Origin of the sequence: Spiroplasma sp. hy2, assembly GCF_044714365.1 — a bacterium.
Lineage (GTDB): Bacteria > Bacillota_I > Bacilli_A > Mycoplasmatales > Mycoplasmataceae > Spiroplasma > Spiroplasma phoeniceum.
On sequence record NZ_RXFZ02000084.1, the window covers coordinates 1 to 4,453 of the forward strand.

Sequence of the window (4,453 nt, forward strand, 5' to 3'; positions counted from 1 at the left end):
AATTAATAATATATCAATCTTTTGTATTATTTCTAAAAATTGCAATATATCATTTATTATCAACTTTATAATTAATAAAATTAGGATTATTATCTAATTTTCAATTATCTTCAATTAAATTAACTGATTGTAAATCATTTATATTTGTTTTTAATTTATTTAACATTTGCTTTAAATTATATTTATTTGCAAAAGAATAAACAAAATTTGTTAACTCTCTTAAAAATTGTTTTTTATCAACATCATAAAATTTATTAATGTTATATTGTTTAACATAATTATCTCAATTTTTATATAAATCCATAAATTTATCACTAGGTTTATCATAAAAAACACCAGTTGAATAACTATCCTTTAAAAAATCTAAGTATCATTTATCGTTATAAGTTAATGATTTTGATGTTTTTAAAGTAGGATTAATAAAATAATTAGTATCACTTCAATTTTCGAAAAAAGTACTGCGTAAAAACATTGTATTAATAAAATCAGTTTCGTTAATACCGGTTTCTACACTTCGCTTTGTTCTTACTTTTTCTTCTGTTTGTTGTAAGTGATGGTTTTGTTGTAATGTCATTGCTCCTAGCGAGAAAAAAGAAATCAATAAAATTGGTACAAATGAAAATAATACTAAAAACTTACGCATTATTCTCTACCAACTTATTTTTACGATTTTCTTTTATTAATTTGATAATTTCATTAAATAAATAACCATAAAAATAATGAATTATTAAGATATATCACAATATATCAAATCATAAACCATAAATTATATAACCATTTATACCGGCATATTTTTCTTTTAATTCTTCAATCGTTGAAACTGTATCTAATACATATACAAGCGTTAAAGAAAAACTTATGATAAGATACAAAATTAAATCAACCCAAGTAATAAATAAACCATTTTGTTTCTTTTCTTTTTTATTTTCTACATTACTTTTCATAAATTTAACTCCTAACTATATAATGTTTTTGAAATAATAAAACCAATAATATATAAACTTGATATTGTTAACATTAACGGATGACTAAATAAAATCGCCATTTTACCAAAAATAGATAATAATCAAGTATCAGAATTATATAAATCCATAATAATATTTTTTGCTGATGTCAACTGATTAATAATAACTGTAATAAAACCAGTACCAAAAATAGCAATTGCCGCTACCAATAAAACTAACTTAATCATATAAAATCAACTCCTTACTTATTTTTTTATTATTTTAGTGCTATGAATTCTTTTAAATCCTTGTTCTCTTGTTTTTGCTTGTCTTGCTAAACTTGATAATTGTTGTTTATTGCGACTAACTTTAAATTGTTTTCGTTCTTTAAAATGTTTTTGTAAACCTTGTTTAGTACTAGAAACACCCCGAACAGTAGCACTATACAGTTTAGAACTATTAATAACACCACTTTTAACTGTTGAACCTAAATCGTTATAATTAGTTGATGTTCCGTGAATTGCATAAATAGATAATTTAATAATCATAAAAAAGATTAAAAAATAAGCAATCGTTATATTTGTCATTGGTAATTTAGTATTTCAAATAACATCAAAAACAAATAAAAAAGTATCAAAAATAAAACTAAAAATCTTATTTCAATTATCATTATTCACGCTTTCACTTAATAAATTACTCATTTTTTATTTTTCCTTTCCCTTTTTTGATTTTAAATTTTCTTTCAAAATATCAATATCAAACAATTCTAGGCGTTGTTTATTGTTTAATTTTGATATATCTTTTCAAAAGTACTCTTTTTTATTAACAACTTCATCATTTTTTAAATCACGAACAAAACTTAATCAATGACTGTCGTATTTATTCGCAAATTCAAGCGGAATAATTATCTTAAAAAACCGAATTCCTAATCCAACATCCGACTTATGTTTTGCTCTTTTACCTTCTGCTGTTCGTTCTACTGATTTTGTTTTTCAAATTTCATAATCAGTAATATCTTGAAAAATACCAATTCGCATAACAAAACTACGATTAAAAATATTACCTAATTTTGACTTAACGGGTTTTTTCAATGAAATCGGAATAATAATACCACTTGCTAAATGACGAATATTATTTCACATCATACCCTCACGCTGTACAGTAAAAATTGCTCTATTTTTAAAATGTCTTGCTAAAACAATTCACACACTTTTACCACCATGAACTTTTTTAACTTCATGAGGACTAGTTCCATCAATATATAAAAAACTCTCATCAAACAAAATTAAACTATCATCTGGTGGTACTAATTTAGTTCTATCAGTAAAATCTAAATTATTAAAAGTTAAAAGTTTTATTTCATCATCTTCAATTGGATAATTACTATAAATTTTTTTCGTTAAAAGTTTCATAACTTGTGATAGAAAAGTTAAAAGCAATGTTTTACCGGTTCCTAATTTACCGATAATTACTGATAACGGATTATCTCAAACAAAATAAACTAAACAAAAGATATTTAACTGATAAAAAACATTTTTTCAAACTCACCAAACAAAATAAACACAATGTAAAGCAAATAATAGTCAAAATACTAAACCAGTATAATTTAATGAAATTATTCAAAGTAATAAATCAATTAAACTAAACAAAACCATCGAACCACTAATATAACAAAAGTTTATTAGAAAAAATGCAAACTTTTTCATTATTTAAAATACCCAACTATTTTAAAAATCATTCACAATAAGAACCAAGTTAAAAATAAAATTACAATTCAAACACCAACCATTAAAGTTAAATATTCATTTTGAGTTAAATTTAAAGTTGTAATAGTTTCAATATTTGTTTTATCTATAAACAAAAATACATGAATAAAAAACTCTTTTAATTTTGTTCAATCATTTTGCATCTTTAAAAACTCCACATTTTCTGAATAAGTTTAAAAAACATTCCAAAAAATAAAACGATAAATAACACAAACGATATAACATATAAAAATTCAGGTGCGTTTGAACCAATAATATAACTAACAAATTGAACTCAATAATTATATAAACTCATTATCTAATTCTTCTAAATTGTGAATTAATTGTTCTACTTTTTCATCATTTCAATTTATTAAATTATTATTGTTATTTGTTTTTATTTTTTTAGGTTCATTTTGAAATAATGATTTATGCATACGCGTAAAATAGTTTTGTTTATATTGATTATACAAATCAATTATTTCTGTTCCAGTTAAAAATTTTCAATCATGTTGTTTTAAATTTTCATCATATTTTACAATACGATAAGAATTATCATAAATTAAACCAATTGCTACTTGTTCAGAATATTTTTGACTAGGATAAATAAACTTATTACTCAATCAAAAACCAATATGGCGATTATGATTAGGTAAATTTATAAAACTTGCTTTATCTGTTTCAAAAGGAATAAGTTCCTTAGAAATAAAATAATTTGCTATATTTTGATTTTTCTTAACAAAATTACTCAATTTTATCAACTCCTAACTAAATATTTGTTTAATAAATAATGTTATACATAATGCTAATATATTGCTTATTTACTGATAAAAACACTGATTATTAACAATGTTATACATAATGCTAATATATTGCTTATTTAATGTTTAATAAACAATGTTATTAACAATGTTAAATATATAAAATAATAAAAATTGGCACACTGAAAAATACTATTAAGTTTAAAATAATAGTTGTATAAAATAAATTAATAAAAAATAAATAAATTAGTGTGCCTTAGTTTTTATTAAAATAATTTGAATATATAGAGTAATATACTCTTAAAATCCTTTAACCATATGACGGAAAAAGTTTAATATCTTAATGATAATAAATAATCCAAATGGAATTAAAATAATTCACGCATCACCTAAAAAGGTCATTAATTGCGGTAAAATACCATATACAGCATCTTTTACTTTACCCATTGCATTACCTAAACCAGTTCAAATAGAATTCATTCCAGTTCCAAAAGTAACTGCATCTGCTAAAAAATTCATTATTTTCTATCCTCCTTTTTTTCAAGTTCTTTTTTATCTTTTTTCTTACTTTGAATTTGTCTAACTTTTTGATAAATTGATAAACCAATTCACGCAAAAATCCCTAACAAAATCAAAATACTAAATATTCATGTTAATCATACTGGCACGATATAACTCCTTTCAATAAATTAAAAAATTGAAATTTGCAAACTCGCTCCGCTCGTTGTCGCTTTGCTCCACTTAAAAACATTGTTGAATAAATTGTCCGCTAATAAATTACGCGGAATAATTTATTCTTTTACTTTTTAATTTCAATATCTTTTGCAACCTTATTAACAATATTAATAACATTATCTTTACCGTACTTTTTCACTAACGACCGCAAAACAAAATATTGTTTTGTTTGCATAATTTCAACTCCTTATTTAAAATATTAATAAAATTTATTTTGTAAAAATGTAAATACCACAAAAGTACAAAATGTGTGTGGTTTCNNNNTATT

General features: G+C 22.5%; 9 protein-coding genes. All 9 read right to left on the reverse strand.

Translation table 4 applies throughout. The features are described from left to right. Nucleotides 1-643: spiroplasma phage ORF1-like family protein (locus EHV01_RS03515; protein ID WP_422066223.1), on the reverse strand; the 643-nt coding region annotated here is incomplete at its 3' end. After that, entirely contained in the window at nt 636-944 is a 309-nt protein-coding gene (locus EHV01_RS03520; RefSeq protein ID WP_422066224.1) for a hypothetical protein, read from the reverse strand. The genes EHV01_RS03515 and EHV01_RS03520, both read right to left, overlap by 8 nt. An 11-nt stretch (nt 945-955) precedes the next feature. Continuing rightward, nucleotides 956-1,192 carry a hypothetical protein gene (locus EHV01_RS03525; RefSeq protein WP_004028554.1) on the reverse strand — a complete coding sequence of 79 codons (237 nt, stop codon included), beginning with the start codon at nt 1,190-1,192 and terminating at the stop codon, nt 956-958. An 18-nt stretch (nt 1,193-1,210) separates the two neighbouring features. Continuing rightward, entirely contained in the window at nt 1,211-1,645 is a 435-nt protein-coding gene (locus tag EHV01_RS03530; RefSeq protein ID WP_422066225.1) for a hypothetical protein, read from the reverse strand. A 3-nt stretch (nt 1,646-1,648) separates the two neighbouring features. Next, on the reverse strand, nt 1,649-2,650 hold the full coding sequence (locus EHV01_RS03535) for a hypothetical protein (protein ID WP_422066226.1): 1,002 nt from the start codon (nt 2,648-2,650) through the stop codon (nt 1,649-1,651). Beyond that, on the reverse strand, nt 2,650-2,853 hold the full coding sequence (locus EHV01_RS03540) for a DUF2649 family protein (protein ID WP_422066227.1): 204 nt from the start codon (nt 2,851-2,853) through the stop codon (nt 2,650-2,652). Before EHV01_RS03540 ends, EHV01_RS03535 begins: the two co-directional genes overlap by 1 nt. 138 nt (nt 2,854-2,991) lie before the next feature. After that, nucleotides 2,992-3,441 (reverse strand): DUF3627 domain-containing protein, encoded by a 450-nt coding sequence (locus EHV01_RS03545; protein ID WP_422066228.1) that lies wholly within the window; start codon nt 3,439-3,441, stop codon nt 2,992-2,994. A gap of 309 nt (nt 3,442-3,750) precedes the next feature. Then, the gene (locus EHV01_RS03550) at nt 3,751-3,969 is read right to left on the reverse strand and encodes a hypothetical protein (RefSeq protein WP_338991086.1); all 219 of its coding nucleotides are present in this window, start codon (nt 3,967-3,969) and stop codon (nt 3,751-3,753) included. Next, nucleotides 3,969-4,118: a hypothetical protein gene (locus tag EHV01_RS03555; protein WP_422066229.1), complete on the reverse strand. Its 150-nt coding sequence runs from the start codon at nt 4,116-4,118 to the stop codon at nt 3,969-3,971. The genes EHV01_RS03550 and EHV01_RS03555 overlap by 1 nt, the downstream gene beginning before the upstream one ends. Nucleotides 4,119-4,453 lie beyond the last annotated feature (335 nt).